This is a genomic window from Pseudomonas sp. R5-89-07 (assembly GCF_003851685.1).
Taxonomy (GTDB): Bacteria; Pseudomonadota; Gammaproteobacteria; order Pseudomonadales; family Pseudomonadaceae; genus Aquipseudomonas.
The window spans coordinates 2,232,344-2,255,637 of the sequence record NZ_CP027727.1; the positions used below are offsets into that span (position 1 = coordinate 2,232,344).

At 60.9% G+C, this 23,294-nt stretch carries 18 protein-coding genes; 9 read left to right on the forward strand and 9 right to left on the reverse strand.

Translation table 11 applies throughout. The features are described 5' to 3' along the window. Positions 1 to 53: 53 nt before the first annotated feature. From C4J94_RS10345 to C4J94_RS10365, 5 genes are all read right to left on the reverse strand, one after another. Positions 54 to 797 carry a haloacid dehalogenase type II gene (locus C4J94_RS10345; RefSeq protein ID WP_124386053.1) on the reverse strand — a complete coding sequence of 248 codons (744 nt, stop codon included), beginning with the start codon at positions 795 to 797 and terminating at the stop codon, positions 54 to 56. 410 nt (positions 798 to 1,207) lie between these two features. Beyond that, the gene (locus tag C4J94_RS10350) at positions 1,208 to 4,291 is read right to left on the reverse strand and encodes an efflux RND transporter permease subunit (RefSeq protein ID WP_124386054.1); all 3,084 of its coding nucleotides are present in this window, start codon (positions 4,289 to 4,291) and stop codon (positions 1,208 to 1,210) included. After that, positions 4,288 to 5,406, reverse strand: a complete 1,119-nt coding sequence (locus tag C4J94_RS10355; protein WP_124386055.1) for an efflux RND transporter periplasmic adaptor subunit — start codon at positions 5,404 to 5,406, stop codon at positions 4,288 to 4,290. Before C4J94_RS10355 ends, C4J94_RS10350 begins: the two co-directional genes overlap by 4 nt. A 16-nt stretch (positions 5,407 to 5,422) precedes the next feature. Further along, complete coding sequence (locus C4J94_RS10360) at positions 5,423 to 6,235, reverse strand: MipA/OmpV family protein (RefSeq protein ID WP_124386056.1); 813 nt, start codon at positions 6,233 to 6,235, stop codon at positions 5,423 to 5,425. Further along, positions 6,232 to 7,713 (reverse strand): efflux transporter outer membrane subunit, encoded by a 1,482-nt coding sequence (locus C4J94_RS10365; protein WP_124386057.1) that lies wholly within the window; start codon positions 7,711 to 7,713, stop codon positions 6,232 to 6,234. The genes C4J94_RS10360 and C4J94_RS10365 overlap by 4 nt, the downstream gene beginning before the upstream one ends. A 97-nt stretch (positions 7,714 to 7,810) precedes the next feature. Here C4J94_RS10365 and C4J94_RS10370 point away from each other — a divergent pair, with 97 nt between their 5' ends. Next, entirely contained in the window at positions 7,811 to 8,500 is a 690-nt protein-coding gene (locus C4J94_RS10370; RefSeq protein ID WP_124386058.1) for a response regulator, read from the forward strand. Positions 8,501 to 8,505: 5 nt separating this feature from the next. After that, positions 8,506 to 9,681: a cell wall metabolism sensor histidine kinase WalK gene (locus tag C4J94_RS10375; RefSeq protein WP_124386059.1), complete on the forward strand. Its 1,176-nt coding sequence runs from the start codon at positions 8,506 to 8,508 to the stop codon at positions 9,679 to 9,681. A 33-nt stretch (positions 9,682 to 9,714) separates the two neighbouring features. Here C4J94_RS10375 and C4J94_RS10380 read toward each other — a convergent pair whose 3' ends face one another. Beyond that, complete coding sequence (locus C4J94_RS10380) at positions 9,715 to 11,301, reverse strand: rhamnogalacturonan lyase B N-terminal domain-containing protein (protein ID WP_124386060.1); 1,587 nt, start codon at positions 11,299 to 11,301, stop codon at positions 9,715 to 9,717. Next, positions 11,301 to 12,551 (reverse strand): pectate lyase, encoded by a 1,251-nt coding sequence (locus C4J94_RS10385; RefSeq protein WP_124386061.1) that lies wholly within the window; start codon positions 12,549 to 12,551, stop codon positions 11,301 to 11,303. Before C4J94_RS10385 ends, C4J94_RS10380 begins: the two co-directional genes overlap by 1 nt. A gap of 332 nt (positions 12,552 to 12,883) precedes the next feature. Here C4J94_RS10385 and C4J94_RS10390 point away from each other — a divergent pair, with 332 nt between their 5' ends. The 7 genes from C4J94_RS10390 (at position 12,884) to C4J94_RS10420 (ending at position 20,303) form a co-directional block, all read left to right on the forward strand. Beyond that, positions 12,884 to 13,795: a LysR family transcriptional regulator gene (locus C4J94_RS10390; protein ID WP_124386062.1), complete on the forward strand. Its 912-nt coding sequence runs from the start codon at positions 12,884 to 12,886 to the stop codon at positions 13,793 to 13,795. 104 nt (positions 13,796 to 13,899) lie between these two features. Beyond that, positions 13,900 to 14,829: a hydroxymethylglutaryl-CoA lyase gene (locus C4J94_RS10395; RefSeq protein ID WP_124386063.1), complete on the forward strand. Its 930-nt coding sequence runs from the start codon at positions 13,900 to 13,902 to the stop codon at positions 14,827 to 14,829. A 25-nt stretch (positions 14,830 to 14,854) separates the two neighbouring features. Next, a complete protein-coding gene (locus C4J94_RS10400) occupies positions 14,855 to 16,045 on the forward strand; it encodes a CaiB/BaiF CoA-transferase family protein (RefSeq protein ID WP_124386064.1) in 1,191 nt (396 codons plus the stop codon). Between the two features lie 12 nt (positions 16,046 to 16,057). Further along, the gene (locus tag C4J94_RS10405) at positions 16,058 to 16,582 is read left to right on the forward strand and encodes a gamma carbonic anhydrase family protein (protein WP_124386065.1); all 525 of its coding nucleotides are present in this window, start codon (positions 16,058 to 16,060) and stop codon (positions 16,580 to 16,582) included. A gap of 68 nt (positions 16,583 to 16,650) precedes the next feature. Continuing rightward, a complete protein-coding gene (locus C4J94_RS10410; protein WP_124386066.1) occupies positions 16,651 to 17,967 on the forward strand; it encodes an MFS transporter in 1,317 nt (438 codons plus the stop codon). A gap of 301 nt (positions 17,968 to 18,268) precedes the next feature. Then, positions 18,269 to 19,630 (forward strand): MATE family efflux transporter, encoded by a 1,362-nt coding sequence (locus C4J94_RS10415; protein ID WP_124386067.1) that lies wholly within the window; start codon positions 18,269 to 18,271, stop codon positions 19,628 to 19,630. A gap of 22 nt (positions 19,631 to 19,652) precedes the next feature. After that, entirely contained in the window at positions 19,653 to 20,303 is a 651-nt protein-coding gene (locus tag C4J94_RS10420) for a TetR/AcrR family transcriptional regulator (RefSeq protein ID WP_124386068.1), read from the forward strand. Positions 20,304 to 20,319: 16 nt separating this feature from the next. Here the strand turns inward: C4J94_RS10420 and C4J94_RS10425 are convergent, their stop codons facing one another. After that, positions 20,320 to 23,049 carry a glycoside hydrolase family 3 protein gene (locus C4J94_RS10425; RefSeq protein WP_124386069.1) on the reverse strand — a complete coding sequence of 910 codons (2,730 nt, stop codon included), beginning with the start codon at positions 23,047 to 23,049 and terminating at the stop codon, positions 20,320 to 20,322. After that, positions 23,046 to 23,279 (reverse strand): hypothetical protein, encoded by a 234-nt coding sequence (locus C4J94_RS10430; RefSeq protein WP_124388954.1) that lies wholly within the window; start codon positions 23,277 to 23,279, stop codon positions 23,046 to 23,048. The genes C4J94_RS10425 and C4J94_RS10430 overlap by 4 nt, the downstream gene beginning before the upstream one ends. Between the last annotated feature and the right edge of the window lie 15 nt (positions 23,280 to 23,294).

Sequence of the window (23,294 nt, forward strand, 5' to 3'; positions counted from 1 at the left end):
ATGAGACGTTTGACGCTTGGCCATGACGCTTTTACTCGCTGCATGACAGGGGATCAGACAATCACGCTGTCTGTCTTTTCCGAGATCAGTTTTTTATGGCTCTCAACCATTTTTGCCAAGCTGATAAAACGAAAATTATAGGTGGCTTCAGTGGCGGGTACATGAATCGCGCCAAAGCCTTCTTTGCCGTGGCGACGATGGATCCATGAGCTCGCAAGTCCAGCCGCGTTGGCCGGTACGTGGTCGTGATACAGGCTTTCGGCGACGTGAAGAATGGATTTTTTTTCAAACCCCATTTTCCCCAGGGCGTCCGTCAAGTAAGCAAAGTTTTTAGGGTCCGGTTTATAGGAACCGACGTCTTGAGCTGTTACGACGCAGTCGAATTCAACGCCCAGTTTCTCTTTACTGAACTCAAATTCACCGCGGTCAATGTTGGATAAGATGGCAAGCTTATGGTACTGCTTGAAGTAGTTGAGCGCCTTGATCGAATCGGGAAACGGTGGCCAGTGCTGGACGGACGTTCCGAACGCCTCGCGCTCTTGTTCATTGATCTCGACTTTCCATTCTTTCGCAATACGGTCGTACACTTTGCGCAAAATATCTGAATACAGTGCCGTCGGCGTGGCTTTTTGCTGCGGGGACTCGTGCCGACCGAACACCTCAAGAATTTGATCGCGAGTAAGGGTTTTTCCCGAGCGTAGTACCAGCGGCTTCAGTGCATTGAATATGCCACTTTCCCAATCGATCAGTGTGCCGTAGCAGTCGAAGCTAAGGACCTCGAAATCTGTCAGTTTCATGCTCTACCTCTCATTTTTAGGCAGTGGGAACGGTCTTTGGCCAGCCTCATCCTGAAGTTGGTGCCATCTCAACAAAGCCCCCTCTGGCCGAGCATACCCTGTCAGTTGGCTCACATCATCTGGTGCACAGCTGCGCGTGAGGGCTGCCTACGCTGCACGCGCCCCGGACCGGCATTTGCTGTGCCTTCAGGCCGGCCGCTTGTCTTTCTTTTGCACGGACCTTGATCCCGGCCTTGCGCAAAAAACACATAACCCAGCAAGTCTTGAGACTCATATGCGCACCCTCACTTCGATGGTGGTTGTCGTTGAACGGGCAAAGGTACTAGCGGGTCATGATAACGCTGCGTGTTTGAAGGTATTACCTAGAAATAATAGGAAAATAGAGCGATTTTTTCCCTTGTCTCGCGTGATTATGGCGTGCGCTCGCTACCCGATTTACCTGACGCCAGGCGCTCGGTGCCTGGATTGAACAGCGACACGTAAAGCACAGGGATCAACCCCAGAGTCACCAATGTTCCCAGCGCGAGCCCGCCCATCAGCGTGATCGCCATGCCTTCCCACAGTGGCCCGGCAAACAGCATCAGCGGGATCAGCCCGATGATGCAGGTCAACTTGGTCATGACGATAGGGCGCAGGCGTTTCACGGCCGCGTTCACCACCGCCTCATACACCGGCAGGCCAGCGTGGATTTCCGCCTCGATTCGTTCCAGCAGCAACACGGCGTTGTTGACGATGATCCCCGCCAAGGATAACAGGCCAAACGTGGCCATGAAGCCAAACGGGTAGCCGGTGATCAACAGCGCGACCGCAACGCCAATCAATACAAAGGGGATTGCTGAGACCACGATCAGCAGCTTGCGGAACGAATTGAATTGCCAGACGAACAACAGCAGCATGGCGATCAATGCGTGGGGCAGGTACTGCAACAGCGCCTGGTTGGCGTCTGCCGAGTCTTCGATTTCGCCGCCCAACTCGATGCGGTAGCCCGGCGGTAAGGCCAGCGCAGCCACCTGTGGCGCCAGTTGCTCGACAATGGAGGTCGCAGTCAGCGAAGGGTTGTGCCCGACCACGGTGATGCTGCGTTCCTGATTGCGGCGGATCAGTGTGGAGGGTTCACTGGACGCGACGATGTGTGCAATGGCCATCAGCGGCAAAGGCGTCGAGCCGTCGGCCGGATAGACCAGAATGCCGCGCAGATCCGGCGAGTCGTGGTTGGTCGCAGCGGGTTCGCGCACCACCAGGGGTACGCGGGTTTCGTTATCCTGCAGCGACGATACCTGGATGCCGCCGAAGTGCAGTTGCAAGGCCTGGGCAATGGCCTGGGTGTCCACCCCGGCACGGCGCGCTCGGTGCTGATCGACCTCGACGGTATAGCGCGCCAGGCGTGTGCTCCAGTCATCGCGCACATCCAGCGTGCCCGGCACGTTACGCAGAGCCTTCTCAATCTGGCCGGCCAGCGAGCGCAGTAGGTTCTCGTCCGGGCCAATCACACGATAAATGGCGACACCGGCCTCGGTGGTTCCCAGGGAAAACCGTTTGGGCTCGGCGCGCAGCTCAGGGTGTTGTTTGAGCAGATAGCGACGCATATTGCCCATGACCGCTTCGATATCCGTCCCCGCCTTGACGCTGACGGTGAAGTAAGCGGTTTCCGGTGCCGGCAACGGCGGGTTGAGGCCCAGCACGATACGCGGCCCGCCATCGCCCACGTAGCCGATGCTGTCGACCACCTGCGGTTCCTTGCTCAGCCACAGGCTGATTTCGCGCACGCTTTGCAAGGTACTGCGCGAGCCGCTGCCGGGCTCCAGGGCGATGGGCACCTGAAACTGCAACCGGTCCGACTGGGGCAGAAAGTCGTAGGGCACACGCATCAGTTCGAAGAGGGCGGCGGCCAGTAGCACCAGCATGGCCATCAGAAACAGCGTCTTGTGTTGAAGCACCCGGCAGATGATGGCCCGATAACCACGGTAAAAACTGCTGTTGTAGTTGCCCTCTGACGCTTCGCTGGGCGCAGCCTTGGCGAAATACAGGCACAGCAGGGGCGTAACCGTGATGCTCAGTAACCACGAGCCGAGCAGGGTAAGTGCCAGCACGATGGCCAATGAGCGCAGGTATTCATTGGTGCTGGTCTGGCCAAGAAAGAACGGCGAGAAGGCCAGCACGATCACCAGCGATGAGGTCAACAACGGTATTGCCAGGGTGCGTCCGGCTTCTTCGCAGGCCTGGCGCCGTTCCTCACCGGCCTGCAACCGGCGTTCGATGTCCTCGGCAATCACAATACCGTTGTCCACCAGCAAGCCGAGTGCGAGGATGATCGCGGCGATCGACACGGTTTGCAGCTCCACCCCCAGCATGCGCATGGCGATCAATGTACCCAGAATGGTCAGCGGTACGATGGCACCCACCACCAGCCCGGTGCGCCACCCCAGGAACAGCATGACCACGGCCATTACAATGACCACTGTCTCAATCATCACATGCTTCATTTTGGCCATTTGCTGATCGACCACATCGGCTTGAAACGTCACCATATGCGCCGAAAAGCCTAGCGGCAGTTGCTGTTCCAGCTGCGCCAAACGGGCGCGCAAGGCTGCGCCGAACTGATGAATGTTCTGCCCGGCAGCCATGGACACCGCCAGCACCACCGCGTCCTGGCCCTGGTAAACCGCGGCGGTCTGGGGTGGATCGGCGGCCATCACCGACACCTGCGCTATGGCACCTAGAGGTACGCTTTGCGCGCCGCCACTCGAATCAGGCAGTTGGATGGGCAACTCGCGCAGTTGATCCACACTGAGCAGTTCGCCGGTCACGGTGAGGGTGGTGATCTGTCCGCCAATGTTGGCGACGCCAGCTGGCGCCAGGACATTCTGTTGCTGCAATTGCTGGAACAGTTGTTGGGGAGACAAACCCAGGCCCGCCAGGCGCTGCGGGTTGAAATCAATCGAAAGCTGCTGGTCTTGGATACCGTGCAAGGTGACCTGGCCAATGCCGGGTATTCCCCCCAATTGATCGCGCAGGCGCTTCAACGGCCCGCGCATCTCGCTCATGCTGTAGCCCGGCGCGGTGACGGCAATGGAGGCGACAGCGACGCGCCCGAAATTGTCGTCGACAAACGGGCCTTGGGCGCCCGGCGGAAAGCCGGCACCCGCTTCGGCGACTTTATTGCGTACCTGTTGCCACAGCACCCCGAGGTCCTTGATTTCATCGCGAGCCGTTACCTGGATCACCACGCTGCCGGGGTGGATGGTGGTCACGATGTTTTTGATCTGCGACAGCTCGCGCAGTTTTTCTTCCGTTGGACGCGCCAGCAGTTCTTCGGCACGTTCGCTGGGCAGCCCGGGGTACTGAATACTCACCAGTGCGTCGCGGATGGTCACCGAGGGTTCCTCCTGGGTCGGGAAGCTCAGGAACGTTGCCACGCCTGCCAGCAGAATCAGCAGGGCGGTGAACAGCGTCAGGCGGCTCGCACCCAAGGCGTGACGGGTCAGGTTGATCATTCGGATGTGCTCAAACGGCTGGAGGGCGAGAGCAGGTTGACGGGCTGGCCGTCAGTGAGAAACGCGACGCCCGTGACGACCACTTGTTCGCCGCCCTTGAGGCCTTTGTCGATGGCGACACGGCCCTGGTCGATCAGGCCGATCGTGATATCACGTTGGGCGACCTTGCCCAGGGTTGGGTCATAGACGAATACCTGCACCTGACCGGCATCACCGCCCATGCGCAGGGCCTGGATCGGAATGGTCAGCGCGAGCGGAGCGGGGTCCGCCAATCGCACGTTGAGGCTTATGCCGCTGGGGAGCGCGAGGTCGTGGGCGTTCAGGTGAAAGCGTGCGCTTTGCAACAGACCGTTCTGCGCACGCGTCGACAAGCCTTCCAGTACCAGCGGCAGGGTGGAACCAGGCGCGGCCGGGTCGGCTGCGACGGCGTGGTCGCCAGGTTTGAGGCCGGCGGCCTGTTCCACCGGGATTTGCACGATGACCTGCAACGCGCCGCTGGCTTCCAGCTCCATCACCACTTGGCCTGCCGACAACTCGCTGTACAGCTGCGCGGGTCTTGCCACGACACGGCCGTCAAATGGCGCAATCAACTGGCCCTGGCGTTGATCGCGCCGCACCAGGTCCAGTGCCGCTTCATCGGCGGCCTGCTGCGCAACGGCCTGCTGCCAGGCTGCTTCGGCTTGTTCCACAGCGCTGGCCGCGACGCTGCCCTGGGCATACAGCTGTTGCTGGCGAACCTTGTTGCGCTTGCGCTCGCCGGCTTGTGCCACGCCAGCGAATAAAGTGGCCTGCGCCTGTTTCAAGCGTAACCGGACGGCGGCCGTGTCCAGGCTCGCCAGCACCTGGCCTTGTTTCACCGCATCGCCGACGTCGACATTCAACACCATCAATCGGCCCGCACCTTCAAAGGCCAGGGCAGCGCGTTGGCGTTGGCGAACCACACCCGTCAACGGCGCGGTGTCGGCCCCTGTGGCGTGCACGGTGGCGACTTTCACCGACCTTACGGCCGGCTCCGGCACAGCTTCCTCGCGCGAACAGGCCGCCACCATCAGGCAGACAACACCTAGCATCAGGGGATGGCCCCAGGGACGAAACAACTGAGCAAAACCCTGCATGCCGGACGCCTCGTTATCAGAAGGTGTAGTTGATGGCGAACATGCCCAGGCCGGCGCTCTCACGCCTGACCAGAGGGCTGTTGCGGGCCTGGTCGGCGTACTGGGTCAGCGTCAGGCTGGCGAGCGTCGACCAGTGCGCGTCCAGGCTGTGCTGCCAGTTCAAGGCGGCAGAGTAGGCGTAGATCCCGGCGTCGGCGTCGTATCGCCCGTAGAGCGAACGTTGGCTCTGTGCCTGGGTGACGCCGAAGAAGGTCTGGTTGTAGCGGCCATCACCGGCGTGAGCGTCGATGTCCAGGACCAGGGTGTCGCTGCCTGCGTGATACAGGATGCCTTCCAGGCCGAATCGGTAGCGGTTGCCGCGATGCTCGCCGGCCATGCGCAGTTCGGCTTCGCCGCTGACCGACAGCCAGTCAAGCAGTTGCTGGCTGAGGGTGAAGTCGGCGACGGTGGCGCCGTTGATATCGCCCATGCCGCTCAGTTCTCGATCTCCTGGGCGTGTCGTGCTGTCCTTTTCCTTGCGGCCCAGGTCGTAGTTGATTGCCGCGCTGGCGGCAAAGCCGCTGTCGGATTGAAACTGCACGCCGACGCCTCGGGTGGTGTCGGCAAACAGCACGCCGCGCTGGATGCTGAACATCGGCAGCACGAGGGCGCGGTAACGGTCGGCGCCCATGTAGCGCGGCGTGACGCCCATGCCGAGTCCCAGGGTTGCCGTGGTCTCGTCGGCCGCAGGGCTGGCATCGGCCGCCTGTGCGTTGGTCATGAGCGTGCAGCATGTAAGCAGGGCGGCGCCCCATAGCACGGCGCGGGTAGGGGGGGTGGTCAAGTTCATGGTGAAACCCTTTCTGCGGAGGAAAACAACGGTGCGCCGGACAGCGCGCGATACAGCGCCAGGCGGTTGAACAGCAATTGGTAGGTGGCCTTGCGTAATTCAGTGGCCGATTCAGCCAGGCGAATGGCAGCCGTCGGGTGCTCCGAACGTGCCGCCGCACCCGCGGCGATCTGCTGGTCGAGACGCTTGGCCTTTAATGCGGTCAACGCTGCCAGATCGATTTGCGTGGTGGCGTTGGCCAAGGCTTGTTGGCGTTGGCTCAACAGGTCGGCGATTTCGCGGAAGGCGTCCTGCACGGTCTTTTCGTATTGGGCGACAGCTGACTGTTGGCGCGCAGTGGCCAAATCAAGGTTGGCCTGGTTACGGCCACCGTCGAACAGCGGCAGGTTCAGTTGCGGTGTGAACAACCACGCGCCGCTGCCGGATGAGAACAAGCTGCTCAAGCGTGGGCTGGCTATGCCTGCACCGGTGCTCAAGGTGATCGAGGGGAAGAACGCCGCACGCGCGGCACCGATGTTGGCATTCGCTGCGCGCAGCGCTTCTTCAGATTGGCGCACATCGAACCGCTGCAACAGTCGCTGTGACGGCAGTTCGACCAGCCATGGCGGAGTGCCGAGGTCGACGGCGGGGATTTGTGTGGCCTGCGTCGTAGGGGCGACCTGATAACCGGTGACCCATGACAGCGCCTGCAATGCGCGCTCATGGTCGGCGCTTGCATCCTGCAATTGCTGGGTAGCTCGATGAACCTCCAAGCGTTGGGTATCGACCGTGTCCTGGGCTACCAGGCCTTCCTTTTGCTGGCCGATGAGCATGCTCAGCAGATGGTTTTGGTCGTCGGAAATGGACTGCGTGTCGGCCTGCACGCCTGCTTGCAAGCGCTCCTGCAAATACAAACGTGCCACTTCCACGATCAGCGCCTTGCGCGCGGCAAGGGCGCCGTAGTGCGTCGCGAGGTAGTCATGCTGCGCCGCGTCGGCCAGGCTGCGAACCCTGCCGAAAAAATCCAGCTCGAAGTCCGACACGCCCACGGAGGCCACCGCGATGTCCTGGCCATAACGCTCGTCGGCAGCCTTGTCGTGCAAGTGCTGGCGGTTGCGTTGCAGCCCCAGTGCCACGGTTGGCCAGCGATCGGCGCGGGAAATGCCGTACTGGGCGCGAGCCTGCTCGACACGCAATAACGCCAGGCGCAGGTCCCGATTGTATTGCAGGGCCTGATCAACCAACCGGGGTAGCTGCGCCGATGAATCCAGCCCGATCAGTAACTGTTTTTCTTCTTCGGTAAGCGCCTCTACCGCGTTGGTCATGGCCGATGGCGCGCCCGTTTCGGGGCCGCCGTGCAGGTTGTTCGGCACCGGCAGCGCGGGCGCCTGGTACGCCGGAGCCAGTGAGCAACCAGCCAACATGCCGACCAGCAGCAAAACCGCGCTTAGGCGTTCAGGCAGCTTGATAGGCTTGGACAGCGATGCAGTGGTCGGCATAGGATCGGTTCGCGAAAGTCAGGCGTAAGGCAATACTGGCAGCAGACTTTCAATAAACCGTTCGTGAATTATCAAGGTTTCATCAAGAGGCGTATTTGTGTCAGGGAAACGTATCCTTATCGTCGAAGACGATGCCGACAGTGCCAATATTCTGGAAGCCTATTTGCAGCGGGACGGCTTTGAGGTGGCGTTGGCCGAAGACGGCCAGCGCGGTCTCGACCTGCACAAGAGCTGGCGGCCCGACCTGATACTGCTGGATGTGATGCTGCCGCGCTTGAGTGGCATCGAGGTGTTGTCCGCCGTACGTCGCAGCAGCGACACGCCGGTGATCATGGTCACGGCCATGGGCGACGAGCCGGAAAAACTGGGTGCCTTGCGTTATGGCGCCGACGACTATGTGGTCAAGCCCTACAGTCCGCGCGAGGTGGTGGCGCGGGTGCACGCCGTGTTGCGGCGTACCGCGGGCAGCCAACCGGTGGAGCAACTGCTGCGCTATGAAAACCTGCGGGTCGACCTCATTGCCTTTACCGCTGCCATTGAACGCGGTGATGGGCAACCGCAGCTGTTGGACCTGACACCCACGGAATTCAAACTGCTGGTCACGTTGCTCAAGACACCCTCGAAAGCCTTCACCCGCGATGAACTGCTCGAAATCTGCCTGCCGGACAGCGAAGCGTTGGCCCGCGTGGTGGACGCACATGTGCATAATCTTCGGCGCAAGCTTGAAAGCCAGGGCATCGCGGGTGTGCTGGTGACGGTGCGCTCCATTGGCTATCGGTTCAGGTGAGCAACATGCTTGAGACATCACGAGGCAACGACAAACCGTTGTGGCGCTGGGTCGGCATGCGCATGAGCCTGTTGGCGATCGGCGCCGTGGTGGTGATCGCCCTCTGCATGTGGATCAACTTCAGGCTGTCAGACCGGAATTTTTTGCAGCACTTGCCGCCGGCGGCGCGCGAGGAGTTGCTGCAGCTGCGCGCCGAGCCGCAGCTCAACGAGACACGCTTGCGCCAGCTGGTTGCCGAATACTATCCGGTGGAGTTCTTCCAGCCGGACATAGCCAACCGCGACTGGCTGATTCTGGCCTGCCTGGTGATGGCTGCTATCCCGATCATCATTGTCTGTGGCATGTGGTTTTCGCGACCGTTGTCCAGCCAGTTCTCGGCGATTGCTCAGGGTGCACGGCGCGTTGCCGGGGGGGATTTCCTCACCCGCCTGCCACCTCACAAGCAAGCACCCGACGAGCTGCAACGGTTGGTCAGCGACTTCAACAGCATGACCACGCAACTGGAGCGCTACGAGCGTGATGTGCGTGAGTCCAGCGCGGTCATCGCTCACGAACTGCGCACGCCGTTGAATGCGGCCATGGGCCGGGTTCAGGGCATGCTTGATGAGGTGTTCCCAAGCGATACCGTGCAGTTAAGCATGGTCAAACGCCAGCTTGACCAACTCAGAAAACTGGTGGACGACCTGCACCTGTTGTCGATGGCCAGGGCGGGGCGGCTGGTGCTGGAGCGCAGCGACTTTTCATTGGCCGGCTTGCTCGCCGAACGGCTGGCCTGGTTCCAGCCGCAACTGGATGAGGCTCATGTTCAAACGCACGTCAGCATTGCAGATGGGCTTCATATCCATGCCGATCGTGATCGCCTGGGGCAGGTGCTGAACATCCTGTTCGATAACCTGCTGCGTTACGCGGGGGGCGGTGGCGAACTGAACGTCATGGCGCACAAAATTCATGATCGGGTCGTGATTGAAATCGGTGACCGCGGCCCCGGCATCGAGGCGCAACACCTGGACAGCGTGTTTGACCGGTTCTGGCGGGCAGAGCGTTCCAGGGCCCGGTATTCCGGTGGCAGTGGCTTGGGCCTGTCCATCGCCCGTGCCATCTGTCAGGCCCATGGTGGGACAATTACCGCAAGCAATTGCCCCCAAGGCGGGACCCTGGTCAGGGCTGAGTTTCCGCTGTGATTGCATGGCTTGCTGCCCGAATACAGATAGGGTCTACATCAACTGCACACTATCAAACACAAAACCCGGGCTCAGGAAACCGCTGCCGGCTTGTCCCGATACAACGCCGATCTCCAGCGTATTCGTGCCCGGCCGTAACGCGCTGGCCGGAATGCTCACCTCAAACACGGTGTTATTGCCCCGATAAGTGCCTCGGGTGATACCGCGGCTGTTGGGTTGGTTGGAGGCGGGGGGCACGGGTGCGGTCCAGTGCTGGTTGACGCTTACTTGTGGGCGGCCGCCGGCTTGAGCCAGCGAGATGAACACACGCAGGTGATAGTCATGCAGCTCGTTGGCGGCCAGTACGAACTCGATCCGAGTAGGGCTGTTGATGTCGCGCCATTGCGCAGCGGGAAACGCGTCGAGGTGACTGCTGCCGACGATGTAGGTGGCAGGAGCCCATGGCGCCATTCGTGTGTCGCTTGGATGGGCCGATGACAGCAGCCCGGCGTTACGAAAACCCGTGGGGGTGCCATCGGGTACGCCGATTTGCCATTTCATCTGGCCTGTCGGTGGCCGTGCCTGCAGGGTCGTTTGCGCGGTGCTGCCTGCCTTCACCTGCACAGTGCTTTGCGCCACTTCCAGCTCGCGCTGATAAAGCGTCATTCGGTATTGCCCTGGACGTACAGTCGTCAGTTGAAACCGACCGTTGCCATCGACAGGCGCCCAGTACTCGGCGCTGGTATTGCTCAGGCCCACCACGGCGGGCAGGCTAGGGGCAACCCCGTAAACGTGACCTGTTACCGTGCCGCGTCCGGCACTGTCCAAAAAGCCCGCGAGCCCCAGGGTGTTGTTGACGAAAGCCAGGTTGGTCAAGGCTTCGGACGGGGCTTCACCGTCGGTAAACAGCAACCCATACACCCCGTGCAGGCCGCCTCGGTAGGGCTCGGTCTGGGTGTGGTTGGAGAACATGTAGTTGTACAGCTCATGGGTGACGGCGGTCTTTTGGGTGGCGATATCCTTGAAAAACGGCCCGCCGGAACTGTGTTCGCGATTGCCCATCAGCATGTACACCGCGACGTCCGGGCCCTTAACGCCGTGCATGGGGTCATCGATCATCGGTTGTGCCGAGTAGAACTTGGAACTGGTGCGCCCATCCGGCAGCAGGAATACATCCTTGCCTTCGATCGCGGTGCCGACATTGGAATCGGTACCGCGGGCGGCTTTTGGCAACGTGTTGACGTTGAGCCGCGCGACAAAACGCAATTCGCCCACCGGCAGCAAGGTCGGAGCATAGGTCGCCATGTAAATCGCGTTGCGCCCTTTATCGGCGAGGTAATACTGGATCAAATCACCTGCCCGTGCGCTGATCACGATAACGTCGCCCACCGTGCGGGCGTCCACTTGTGCGGAGCCCAGGCCGGAAGCGATTTGCGAGGCTTTGGGCTCGGTGGTCTGCAACTCGTGGCCGTGAAAGCGCATGGACACCAGGTCGCCGTTACGGATGTCCACGCTGAAGATCAAATCGGCACCGGTGTCGACGACGATCCGGGTACCCGTGCGCGTAGCCCCGAAACTGGCGGCGTGCGCTTGAGCGACAACCGCTATGCCACACAACATAATCAGCAGTGCACGTCGCATCAGATGTTCCCCGCGTTAAGGTGGCCTGCTCCTGCGTTTGCGGGCACTTGGGCCAGCGCAATCTCAGCAGGCTGTGGCGTGATGAGGTATTCACGGTACGCACTGAACGCCGCCAGCGCCGGCACGTCCTGGGGCCGGTAATCATCGCCGCTCAGGTGTTGTTGATTGGCCACACAAGGCCTGCCGATCGCGACGCGGCAGGCGTCCCCAGCCGCTTGTGCGAAGGGCGCGAAGGCCGTACCGGGTTGCCGAGTGTCGTTGAACAGAGGATGCGACACATCCTCGAAAGCGTTGCCCTCCACCAGCAGGTGCGAGGTGGCGGTGCGCGACATGATCGCGCCCTGGTAGGACAGGTGCGCGAACAGGTTGTTGACCAGTTGCGCGCGAACATCGGCATCGCCCATGCCGCCGGAATGAGGCGCGCGTCCCGAGGTGTCATGCACGTAGTTGCCGACCAATGTCAGGGTGTCGTGATGCCCCAGAAACAACCACACCCAGTAATGATGACCGTCACAGGTGGCGGAGTAGGGCGTGCGGCCATCGAACTCGTTGTTGGACAGCGTCACGTGCGTCGCGCTGCCCCAACCGGTCACCACCATCTGGCGGCCAATACGTACGAACGTGTCATGGTCGATCCAGACACCATCGGCATCGTCCAGCGTGAGCGCGTCGCCGCCCCAGACCACGCGCGGGTTGATGTCAGACAGGGTCAGGTTACGCACAATCACGTTGTGCGCGCCGCCGCCGACGAACAGGCCCATGCCCTGGATACCGGCGTGACTGCCCAGGCCTATCAGCGTCTTGTTCGACCCGACCTTCAGGCGCTGCAATCCGGCCTTGTCATAGGTTACGGTGGCTGGTGGCCTGGACTGGCAAAAATGATTGGCGCCGTTGATCGCCCATTGCCCACCGCCGTGGGGGCAGGCATTAGCCATGCAACCGGCCTCTGTGACCTGGGCGCTGCCGTCGGTAATGACCGAACCGCGAAAATCGAACATGTGGTCCAGGGCAATGACGCGCGGCGTGTCATCTGTGCACTGCCCTCGGGTATCGTAGGTCGCACACAGGGCCGTTTTAAGTTCATCGGGCGTTGCGGGGCGCACAATAAAGGCGTTACCGCCCCCGGTGACGCCCTCGGCAAAGCCCACAGGATGAGCGTCGGCGAGTGCACACTGGGGGGGTATCAGAACCGCGCAGAGTATGGACGCGGACAAGCAGCGCACAAGGCAAGTGCTGAGCTTCAAGTGCATCTCCTGAGTGTTTGAGTTCGGGCACAAAAATGTCGGCAGGGCCTGGTGAATGAGGCAAGCTATGATTTGAATACCCAACGAAATTTATCAAATGGTTTGATTCCCGACCCTGAGTGCCTTCAGGTTAGGTTCAGTTGGAACAGGTGCTGGCTATCCGTTTGCCGGGTTGCGCTGGGCTTGGGAGCGTGCGCATTCATGCGGTTTTATAACCTCTGATTGGTCGTTTGCTGAAACGGGGGTTTACTGCACACATCCGGAGCAGCGTCGTCGCCCCCAAGGGGATCGAAAGCACCGCGTGATGCGTGCAACGCTGCGGCTTTAGGGAGCTTTACATGCAGTATCTGGATCATCTTTCCTTGCGCCTGTTCATTCTGGTCTGCGAGGAAGGCACCATCGCCCGCGCCAGTGCACGGGCGTTTATCGCACCCTCGGCGGTCAGCAAGCGGCTTTCCGATATCGAGGCGCGCTTCGGTACGCCGCTGCTCAAGCGCAGTAAACGTGGAGTCGAACCGACGCCGGCGGGGCAGGCCTTGCTTCGACATGCATGCTCATTGACCCGTGCGATGGAAAGGCTCGACAGCGAACTCAGTGAGTACGCCGACGGCGCGCGCGGGCATGTGCGGGTATTGGCGAACGTGTCGTCGATCATGGAGTTCCTGCCTGAAGAACTCTCCGATTTCATGTTGGCCAACCCGCGGATACAAGCTGACATCGAAGAGCGTTTCAGCCCCGACGTCGTGCGTGGGGTGGTTGAGGGCGATGCGGACCTGGGGATTTGCCGGCGCTCGATGGCCGTGGGCGACCTGGAGTTCCTGCCTTACCGTCAGGACCACCTCGCCGTCGTGGTGAGCGCAAGTCATCCCTTGGCCGGTCGCACCTGTATTGCGTTCGAAGAGACGCTGGAGTTTGACCAGCTAGGGTTGTCGGCCTTCGCCACGCTGAATACCTTCATGCGCGAAACGGCGGAAAAACACGGCCGGGAGCTGCGGTTCCGCTCCTATGTGTCGTCGTTTGATGCTGCGTTCCGGCTGGTTCAGTTCGGCTTGGGGCTGGCGGTGTTCCCACTCGAAGCGGTGGCGCGCTACAGGCAACTGTTCGACCTGCACATCATCCCCTTGACCGACGATTGGGCGCTCGGTGAATTTGTGATCTGCGTGCGCGACCGTGACGCACTGTCGCTGTCCGCGCGTCGCCTGCTCGACCATCTGCTGTTACGCGCACTGCCACGCCAGTCGACCGACTGACCTATCCATCGCGGTTGACGATGAATCAGGCCGTGAATCACGTCTTTTCGCCGCCGAGGTGTCTCTTTAGTCTGAGCCTGTGCTTCAGCCTGTGAGAGAGCTTCATGACAATAATAACGATCAACGAAGTTGGCATGCGTGATGGTTTGCAGAGCCTTCAAGTCATCATGCCGACCGCTGCCAAATGCCAATGGATCGATGCCGCTTATGCGGCTGGCGTACGCCATATGGAAGTCGCGTCGTTCGTACCCGCCAAACTGCTGCCGCAAATGGCCGATGCCAAGGAAGTCGTGGCCCACGCCTTGAGTTACCCGGACCTGCTTGTCTCGGTGCTGGCGCCGAACCTGCGTGGTTGTCGCGATGCACTTGAGTCTGGTGCCCACCGCATCATCGCGCCTGTTTCCGTAAGCGCGGCCCACAGCCTGGCTAATGTGCGTCGCACGCCGCTGGAAATGGTGGAGGAGTTGGCGCGCATGTGCCAATTACGCACCGAAATGGGTTTGCACAATGTTCAACTCATTGCCGGAATGTCCGTTGCGTTTGGCTGCACCCGCCAGGGCGACGTGCCGTTGAGCGACCTGTGCGAGTTGACCGGCCACGTGCTTGAAGCCGGCTGCGATCTGGTTTCGCTCGGCGACACTACCGGCTATGCCAATCCCGGCCAGGTGGCGACCACCTTGCAGGCAGTTCGTACCATTGCCGGTGACACACTCAGGGCCGCGCATTTCCATGACACCCGCGGTTTGGCACTGGCCAACAGCCTGGTGGCGGTGCAGCTAGGCATCACTGAGCTTGATGCTTCGCTGGCCGGGTTGGGCGGTTGCCCGTTCGCGCCCGGCGCGTCCGGCAATACCGTGACCGAAGACCTGGTGTTCATGCTGCAAAGCATGGGCTACGACACCGGCATCGATCTGGCCGCACTGATTGCTTCACGGGATGTGCTGCGCCGCGCCTTACCGGACGAATCCCTCTACGGCTGCATTGCCCGGGCCGGACTGCCACTCAACTACACGCCTGTCGCCCACCGCGCTTGAGCCTGTCCGATCAAGGAACACGCTAATGTCCAGACTTCCATTGGACGGCATTCGTGTCGTCGAAATTTCGCATATGGTGATGGGGCCGACCTGCGGCATGATCCTGGGGGACCTCGGTGCCGAAGTGATCAAGATCGAGCCGACCCGGGGCGATGGCACGCGCCGCCTGTTGGGGGCTGGTGCCGGGTTCTTTCGCACCTTCAACCGCAACAAACAGTGCATCGCCGTCGACGTCAACACCCCCCAGGGACGCGACGCCGTGCTGGAACTCATCGACACCGCTGACGTGTTCATTGAGAACTTCAAACCCGGCCGCATGCAGGCACTTGGCTTTGGCTATGCCGCGATTCGTGAGCGTAACCCGCGCATCATCTATGCCTCGCACAAAGGCTTTCTCAACGGCCCCTACGACAATCGCCTGGCCTTGGACGAAGTGGTGCAGATGATGGCAGGACTGGCCTACATGACCGGCCCCGTCGGCAGACCGCTGCGTGCCGGCAGTTCAGTGAACGACATCATGGGCGGGATGTTCGGTGCCATCGGGGTGCTTGCCGCGCTCAACGACCGCAACGCCACCGGTGTCGGACGCGAGGTGCAGAGCGCGCTCTATGAAAACTGCGTATTGCTCGCCGCCCAACATATGCAGCAATACGCGGTGACCGGGCAGGCGGCCGCGCCGATGCCGAACCGCATCAGCGCCTGGGCGATCTATGACGTGTTCGAGTTCGCTGGCGGTGAGCAGATGTTCGTCGCCGCCACCGGCGAAGGTCAGTGGAACGCCTTGTGCCAGTTGCTGGGCCAAACCGCGCTGCTCGACGACCAGACTCTCGCTACCAACAACGACCGGGTGCTGCAACGCCCACGGCTGCTGGCGCACCTGGCTGAAGTCTTTGCGACCATGGACGCGCAGGCCCTGGCGCTGCAGCTCGAAGCCCACAGTATTCCCTTCGCACCGATTCGTCGCCCGCAAGAGTTGTTCGACGATCCTCACCTGCTGCAAAGCGGGGGGCTGGCGAATCTGGCGCTTGAAGACGGATCGTTCACTGCCATGCCATTGCTGCCGTTGTCCCTGGATGGCGAGCGTTTGCAACCACGTCGATCGATTCCGCGCATCGGCGAGCACACCTATACGGTTATGCGCGAATTGGGCTACAGCGATGAACGCATTGCCGCGCTGTGTGCTGCGGGTGTTCTGAAAACTGATGCGCAGGCCTGAGGAGAAGCTGCCATGGCTATCTATCAATACGACACGCTGATCCCCGCCATCCACGCCGAAACCTTCGTCGCTGACGATGCCACTGTGATCGGCAATGTCACGCTGGAGCAGGGCGTCAGTGTCTGGCCCCAGGCGGTCCTGAGGGGCGACAACGCACCGATTCGCATCGGTCAGCACAGCAATGTGCAGGAAGGCGCGGTGCTGCATGCCGACCCGGGATTTGCGCTGACAGTGGGCGAGAGCGTCACCATCGGCCACCAAGCCATGTTGCATGGCTGCACCATCGGCGATGGTGCGCTGATCGGGATCCAGGCGGTTGTCCTCAATGGTGCCGTCATCGGCAAGAACTGCCTGGTGGGCGCCGGCTCGATTGTCACCGAAGGCAAGGTGTTCCCGGACAACTCGCTGATCCTGGGCGCACCTGCCAAGGTCGTGCGAGAGCTGACACCTGAAGCGATCGCCGGCATGCATCGAAACGCCGAGGACTATGTCACCAAGGGTCAGGGGTACAGGGACAAATTGATTCGTATCCGTTAAAGAACCGCTGAGTAACGTCCCTGGCGGGCGTTGCCTCTCTCCAATAATTACAACAATGGAGAAACATCATGGTTGCCATGACTGGCGATATTGCGCTCGCGCGCAGCGAAGAAACCATTAACGAACTGCTGCTCTATCGGCGCGTGGCCTGGCGCATTATGCCGCTGGCCATTATCTGCTTTTTGTTTTCCTATTTTGACCGGATCAACATCAGCTTCGCCAAGACCCAGATGCAGCATGAACTGGGCTTGAGCGACGCGGCGTATGGCCTGGCCGCGAGCATGTTCTTCATTGGCTATGTGCTGTTCGAAGTACCCAGCAGCCTGGGCCTCAAACGCTACGGCGCGCCGGCCTGGATCTGCCGGATCATGGTCTCCTGGGGCCTGGCCACGGCAGCGATGATGTTCGCCTACACCCAATACACGCTCTACTTCTTGCGCTTCCTGATTGGCGTAATGGAAGCCGGCTTCGGCCCGGCGATCCTGTTCTATCTGGCGTGCTGGTTCCCGAAAAAACACTTGGCGAAGATGAACGGCCTGTGGTTCCTGTCGGTGCCCCTGGCAGGTGCAGTCGGCGGGCCGGCTGCGGGAATCCTGTTGGGTACGATGGACGGCGTGTTCGGCCTGGCCGGCTGGCACTGGTTGTTCCTGATGTCCGGATTGCCGTGTGTCGTATTGGGCGTGCTGGTGTTGTGGAAACTGGACCGGGACATCGAGTCGGCCAAGTGGCTCAGCCGCAGCGAGAAAGACCTGCTGGCGGCCAATCTCGAGCATGACAAAGTCAACCAGAAGCCGGTGCTGGGCTCTCTGTGGCGCGTATTGTTGACGTGGGAAGTCGCGGTCATGGCGTTCATTTACTTCGTGATCAAGTCCGCTTCCTATGGCCTTAATTTCTGGATGCCACACCTGATCAAATCTTCCGGCATCCAAAGCCTGTTGTGGGTCGGGATGTTCTCGGCGCTGCCCTACATCGTCGCGTGCATCGGCATGATCTGGCTCACCCGGCGCTCCGATCGAACCGGCGAGCGTAAAACTTATCTGGTCATGTGCCTGATTGCAGCAGCAGTCGGCTATCTCTTGGCCTGCCTGTTCTCGGACTCATCCTGGGCAATGATGGCAGCGCTCGTACTGGCTACCGCCGGCACCTTTATTGCGATCCCGATTTTCTGGACGATTCCGCAATCGACCTTTTCGGGATTGGCGGTCGCGACGGGAACGGCGGCGATCAACTCCATCGGTCAACTTAGCGGCATGGTTGCGCCTGTGATGGTGGGCAAGATCAACGATCTGTCGGGCTCAACCTACATGGGCATGCTCTCCATTGCCCCGCTGATTCTGATCGCCTGTTTCGTTGTGATGCGCTTTGTCCGTAACCCCAAAACTTGAGGTGTTCAGAAGTATTTTCAATACTGATAATCACAGCGCCATCTCATACCGGATTAACAGACGCTGAGCTCGGTGTGCGCGTAAGTTAAAGGAGAGAAGGGTTTGCCTTTTCTGCGATTTGGCGGGAATAGATCGGTGTCACGCAAATTGGTCTTTCTACAAATGGCGTCCAGGGCTCTTGCCAAGGGCATGAGCAAACGGGTTTATTTTTTCCTTAGTGCCGTACACTTCGTTAGAATTGCCGCCTTCACGTGCCGTGCCACCTCTACCTGCCCACCCGATGACGCTTACAGGGATCGCAATGCCAAGCAGCTACGCGCGTTTTACCCGCGCCAGCATCCCGCGACATGTGACGGTGATGGCCGGTTCCAGTGCCGTGAGCCTGTTCGCGGTGTTCCTGGTGGATATTTTCACGCTGGTGTACGTGTCCATGCTGCACCAGCCGGTCCTGCTGGCCGCGGTCGGCATCGCCAAAGTGTTGATCTTTTTCAACGGCGCGCTGGCCAATGGGTTGATTATCGCGGCGGCGTCGGTGCTGTCCGAGCGCATCGGCCACCGGGCGAGGCAGACGGTGCCACACCTCACTGCGTGCCTGATGCTCATGGTGGTGGCGGTTTCCGGGCTGTGCGCGGCTGTGCAGTTGGCGCTGGTGGCCCCGATCACCCACTGGCTGGGCGCACAGGATGAGGTGTACGAGGCGGCGCGCCGTTTTATCTGGCTGACGCTGCCGTTCACGGTCGCGCAAGCGGCGATGCAAATGGCAGCGCAGATGCTCAGGAGCGCCGGCGACAGCCGCAGGGCATTCTGGGTGGTGCTCTCGGGAGCGGCGACATTGGCAGCGGCAGACCCGCTGCTGATCTTCGAGCTCGGCCTGGGGCTGGATGGCGCGGGGATCGCCTACGCGTTGTCGGCGCTGGTGTCGGCCGGGCTGGGCATCTATTGGGTACGGCAGCACATCGGCCTGGCGACGGCTGTCAGTCTCAAGCGGCTGCGGCTGTACGGGCTTCGCATCGCACGGGTGGCCTTACCGGCAACGCTTGCCAATATGGCGACGCCGGTCGGCGTGGCTTATCTGGTGTCGACTGTCTCGGTCTACGGCACTTCGGCCCTCGCGGCGATGGCGGTGCTGGACCGGGTCATGCAGTTTTCGTTCTGTGCCTTTTTTGCCCTGCCCAGTGCCCTGGCGCCGGTGTTGGGCCAGAACATCGGTGCCCAGCAGCCTTTGCGCGTGCAGGCGGCCATCGTGTTCACGCGGCGCCTGGTGATTGCCTATGGTTTGGGTGTCTGGGCTGTATTGCTGGCGTCATGCGCTATGATTGCCGACTTTTATGGTCTGGAAGGCGAGGGGCGTGAACTGTTCCTCGTGTTCTGCCGAGTAGGCGCGGGCCTTTGGGTGATCATCGGCCTGGACTTCGTCGCGATTGCCGTGTTTGTGACCATGCAGCGTGCCTGGCTGGTGGCGGTCTTCGCCTGGTTGCGCGCAACCCTCGGCACGCTGCCGTTCGTGTATGTAGGCACACACTCGTTTGGCAGCAGCGGAGCAATGCCCGGCATGTTTCTGGGCAACGCGCTGATCGCGGTGATGTCGACGGTCACCGCCACGGTGGTCGCACGCAGGTTTTTGTCGGGAAGGGCCCAGCCAGGCAGTGCTGGGATAAGTTGAATGCAGCAGTAATCGGATTTTTATGTCAGTTGACGAATCAGGGAACGAATCACTTGAAGGCCTGGAGCCCAAGCGCCGTCGAGCCCCCAAGGGCGAGATGCGCCGCGCGGCCTTGCTCGATGCGGCCACCGTTATCTTTGCCCGCGATGGTTATACCAGTTCATCCATGCGCGACGTGGCGGCGCTTGCCGGTATCACCACGGTCGGCCTGCTGCACCACTTCGCTAACAAGGAAGTACTGCTCAAGGCGCTGCTGGAACGCAGGGATCAGCGTGTTACCTCGAGGTTTCATGAACTGACCATCGAAATGACGCTGGAGGGGTTTCTCAAGTTCTTGCGCCAGAGCATGAGCTTCAGCATCCAGGATGCGGCCGAGTGCCAGGCGTCACTGGTGATGAACACCGAGAGCCTGTCCCAGGCGCACCCGGCATGGTCCTGGTACAAGGAGCGCTTTGACCTGACCCATCAGCATGCGCGGGGGCACCTGAACGCGTTGATCGAGGCCGGCGAGATTCGTCCTGACGTGGACGTAAAGGCCATCGCCCAAGAGATTTTCTCGATGATGGATGGCTTGCAGATTCAGTGGCTGCGAAGCCCACAGGACGTGGACGTGATGGCAGTGTTCGACGGCTACGTGCGTCGCTTGGGGAGGGACCTGCAGGCTCGTCCCTGAGCCGGCAGGTTCGAGCTTAGTAGGTCTGCGAAGCGTTGACCTGCACTGCCTTGCGCAGTGGTAATGGCAGCGGGTTGCTGTCACGAGTGGTGAGGTGTTCGGGAAACAGGGTGGTCAAGGTACGATTGAGCGCCAGGTTTTGCGAGTCCGCGCCAACCAGGATCTTGAACTTACCGGCGTCCACGTCCCAGCTGTCGGTCTTGTCGACGTAGTAGGCCAGGGAGCGTGAGTCGATCGGGATGCTCACGGTCTTGCTCTCGCCAGGCTTCAAGTACACCTTGGTGAAGCCCTTGAGTTCTTTCTCCGGACGGTCGACGGCAGGTTTAACCGGCTGCACGTACAGCTGTGCAACTTCGAAGCCGGCCTTGTCGCCCGTGTTGGTCAGCGTGAACGTCACATCCACGGTCGAACCCGGCGCCATCACGTTGCTCGACAACTTCAGGTCGCTGTAGCCGAATGAGGTGTAGGACAGACCATAACCGAACGGATACAGCGGCTTGGCGTGCTTCTTGTCATAACCGCGATAGCCCAGGTACAGGCCCTCGCTGTAGGTCATTTCAGTCAGCGCGTTGTCGCCACGATAAGCCGCCGGGTCCGGATAGGAGGCGTAGCTCGGGTTGTCTTCGATATGCTGGTCGATGGTCACCGGCAGCTTGCCCGATGGGTTGACCTTGCCGTACAGGATCTCGGCCAGGGCCTGGCCGCCTTGCTGGCCCGGGAACCAGGCTTGCAACGTGGCACCTACCTTTTTCGCCCACGGCTGCATGTTCGCGACACCGCCGCCGTGCATGACCACGATGGTGTTGGGGTTGGCCTTGGCCACTTGCTTGATCAGCTCGGCCTGTTGGTCGGGCAGTTCATAGCCATGGTCAGAGCCTTCGCCTTCGTTTTCGTAGGTCGTGCCGACAGCCACCACTACAGCATCATAATCAGCCAGGTCCGCTGGTGGACGCAGCGACGCCCAGCTCATCTGCACGCCGGTCACACCGCCCAGCGCCGGGATGAAGTTACCCTGTACACGTTGGTATTCGAGTTTCACGGTGTACGACTTGCCAGCCTTGAGCGACGCGGTCTTGCCTGATGTGGTCAGGGCATTGACCACATCCGAGGAGTACGGCACGCCATCGCTCTGCAGCACCAGTTCATCGTTGACCCACAGCTTGTAAGGGCCGTCGGCGCGCACTTTGAATACGTGCGGGCCAGCAATGGTCGGCTTGATCACCGAACTGAAGCGGGCCGAGAACGCACCGGCATTCGGGCTGAAGCCGGAGACGGCGGTGGTGCCGGCATTGGTCACGTTGGTGCCGGTGGTCCAATTGAGGTTCACACCCGGCTCTACGCGAGTCAGGGTGGGGTCGCCGGAGAAGCTGGTATTGGAGAAGTATTCAGCCTTGACCCCGGCGTTGCTCACAGCGTTTTTATCCACGGCGGGCTGGTACCACACCGAACTTTGCGGGTTAAGGCTCAGGTCGGACAGGTAAGTCACCTTGGCGCTGCTCGAGGCCAGTTGCTGCAGGCCGCTCAGTTCGGTCACGTAGCTGTTGGGCGGCGAGTTGGCGGTACCGAACGGCGAGGCCGGTGCCTCGTGTGCCCAATTGCCGATCACCGCGACCTTGGCAGTTCGCGCCAGCGGCAGCAGCGGTTTGCCGGCGCTGGTGTTTTCGTTGCGCAACAGCACGATGGCTTCACGGGCCGCATTCAACGACGTGCGCTGCCCGTATTCAGGATGCTCGAGGGGCTTGGCGGTGTTGAGGTTTTCCTGGAAGTCATAGCTGACGATGCCACGCAGGTTGCGCTTGACCTTGTCGTCGATGACGTTCTGGGTCAGTTGCCCGCTCCACACATAGGGCAGCAGGTTGGCCTCGGTAAATTGCAGGCCCGACGGCATGTCGATGTCAGTACCAGCCCACGCGCCCTTGAACGCATTGTGGATGGCATTGAAGTCGCTGATCACCATGCCCTGGAAGCCCCATTCGCCCTTCAGCACGTCAGTGATCAGGTGATGGTTTTCACAGGCGTAGTCGCCATTGATCTTGTTGAAACCGCACATGATCGAAGCGACGTTGGCGTTTTTTACCATCGACTCAAAACCCGGCAGGTACAGCTCGCGCAGGGTGCGCTCATCCACCACCACGTTTAGCGCTTGGCGGTTGGCTTCCTGTTCGTTGGCCAGGTAATGCTTGCCGCTGGCCTGGATGCCCTGGGCCTGGATGCCGTTGACGATAGCCGGAGCCAGCACCGCGCCAAGGAACGGGTCTTCACCGCTCACGTATTCCGCAGAACGGCCGTTGTACGGCGTGCGGTACAGGTTGACGCCGGGGGAGAGCATCTGTTGTCCACCCGAGATGCGTGTTTCGTAGGCAATCGCCAGGCCGAATTCCTTGGCGCGATTGATACTCCAAGTCGCCGCCAATGCGGACTGAGACGGGTATTGCGCGCCAAAGGTGGCGTTGTTCACGTGCACACCCATGGAAGAGTCATAGGCAACGGTGCCCTTGATGCCCCACTTGAGCAACGAAGGGATCATGTGGCCGTCGTTGACCCGGGTGAAATTGATCTTTTCCGACTGGTTCATGTTGTCGAGGATCGAACTGACGCGCGCCTCAACCGCGTTACCGGTGGCGGGTGTCACGGCAGCCAGTGCCAGGTTGGCCTGGGCGATGCCGAAGGCCAGCAGGCTCAGGCCCAGGGTGTGTTTGAAGGATGACAAGACGGGCGTCCTTTGGGTGGCGCTAATAGGGGTCATGGGCGTTGTGCCTGGGAGGGCGCGTCGTCGGTGTCCACCGGCGTATCGAGCAGCGCGCAAGCACCGGCCTGGGCAGATGTGCCGAGTTGGGCGGCGCCGCTCAGCTGGTCGCGTTGCGCTTCTGCGTGCGCGCGAACCTGTTGTTCCGACGTTGCGCTGGAAGCGGAGTCCGCCGCCAGGGCGTAACCGGTTGACGCGCACACAAGTGCAGCGCTTAAAACATAAAGCAGCGGTCTGGTCATCGA

Coding starts and splice junctions, on each gene's coding strand:
- C4J94_RS10390 (WP_124386062.1), top strand. CDS start 12,884: ATGCAGTATCTGGATCATCTTTCCTTGCGCCTGTTCATTCTGGTCTGC.
- C4J94_RS10350 (WP_124386054.1), bottom strand. CDS start 4,291: ATGATCAACCTGACCCGTCACGCCTTGGGTGCGAGCCGCCTGACGCTG.
- C4J94_RS10355 (WP_124386055.1), bottom strand. CDS start 5,406: ATGCAGGGTTTTGCTCAGTTGTTTCGTCCCTGGGGCCATCCCCTGATG.
- C4J94_RS10405 (WP_124386065.1), top strand. CDS start 16,058: ATGGCTATCTATCAATACGACACGCTGATCCCCGCCATCCACGCCGAA.
- C4J94_RS10345 (WP_124386053.1), bottom strand. CDS start 797: ATGAAACTGACAGATTTCGAGGTCCTTAGCTTCGACTGCTACGGCACA.
- C4J94_RS10385 (WP_124386061.1), bottom strand. CDS start 12,551: ATGCACTTGAAGCTCAGCACTTGCCTTGTGCGCTGCTTGTCCGCGTCC.
- C4J94_RS10415 (WP_124386067.1), top strand. CDS start 18,269: ATGCCAAGCAGCTACGCGCGTTTTACCCGCGCCAGCATCCCGCGACAT.
- C4J94_RS10425 (WP_124386069.1), bottom strand. CDS start 23,049: ATGACCCCTATTAGCGCCACCCAAAGGACGCCCGTCTTGTCATCCTTC.
- C4J94_RS10365 (WP_124386057.1), bottom strand. CDS start 7,713: ATGCCGACCACTGCATCGCTGTCCAAGCCTATCAAGCTGCCTGAACGC.
- C4J94_RS10410 (WP_124386066.1), top strand. CDS start 16,651: ATGGTTGCCATGACTGGCGATATTGCGCTCGCGCGCAGCGAAGAAACC.
- C4J94_RS10395 (WP_124386063.1), top strand. CDS start 13,900: ATGACAATAATAACGATCAACGAAGTTGGCATGCGTGATGGTTTGCAG.
- C4J94_RS10420 (WP_124386068.1), top strand. CDS start 19,653: ATGTCAGTTGACGAATCAGGGAACGAATCACTTGAAGGCCTGGAGCCC.
- C4J94_RS10360 (WP_124386056.1), bottom strand. CDS start 6,235: ATGAACTTGACCACCCCCCCTACCCGCGCCGTGCTATGGGGCGCCGCC.
- C4J94_RS10400 (WP_124386064.1), top strand. CDS start 14,855: ATGTCCAGACTTCCATTGGACGGCATTCGTGTCGTCGAAATTTCGCAT.
- C4J94_RS10375 (WP_124386059.1), top strand. CDS start 8,506: ATGCTTGAGACATCACGAGGCAACGACAAACCGTTGTGGCGCTGGGTC.
- C4J94_RS10380 (WP_124386060.1), bottom strand. CDS start 11,301: ATGCGACGTGCACTGCTGATTATGTTGTGTGGCATAGCGGTTGTCGCT.